1 protein-coding gene is annotated in these 485 nt (G+C 55.7%); it reads left to right on the top strand.

All coding sequences use genetic code 11. From position 1 onward, the window contains the following. Positions 1-194: 194 nt before the first annotated feature. Positions 195-485, top strand: a 291-nt coding sequence (locus KP705_RS17230) for a recombinase family protein (protein WP_215765157.1), incomplete at its 3' end; no start/stop codon positions are given.

The raw sequence follows: 485 nt of genomic DNA, 5'->3' as shown, positions 1-485 counted from the left end.
GCGAGAGCTTCACGGGTCAGAAGACGGCGCCGCGCCATGATCGGATGTCTCCTTCATGTGTCCGGAAGGGGATCGTTGGACGGACTGTCCCGGACAAGTGCAACACGTCATGGAATACAGCCGTGTGCTGTGTCTCATAAAGGTGGTACCATATGTTTTGCAGTCATGGGGCCTTATACGTTACACTTTCCCGTATGACACACATAATGATCGGCTATGCCCGCTGCTCGACGGACAAACAGGATCTCGCGGCCCAGCATCAGGAACTGCTCAAACTCGGTGTTTCTGCCGATCGTATTTACACCGACAAGTTCTTCACCGGCACGAACCGGGAAAGGGCCGGCCTTGACCAGGCACTGGCGGCTGTTCGTAGTGGCGATACTTTGGTCGTACCAAAGCTTGATCGACTGGCCCGCTCTGTCCCTTATGCACGGCTTATTGGCGACAGCCTGGCATCCCGTGTCGTGAAGCTTCAACTTGGGAAC

Origin of the sequence: Gluconobacter sp. P1D12_c (assembly GCF_018812105.1) — a bacterium.
Lineage (GTDB): Bacteria > Pseudomonadota > Alphaproteobacteria > Acetobacterales > Acetobacteraceae > Gluconobacter > Gluconobacter oxydans_A.
The sequence above is the reverse complement of the archived record's forward strand: the minus strand, read 5'-3'. Positions and strand labels throughout refer to the sequence as shown.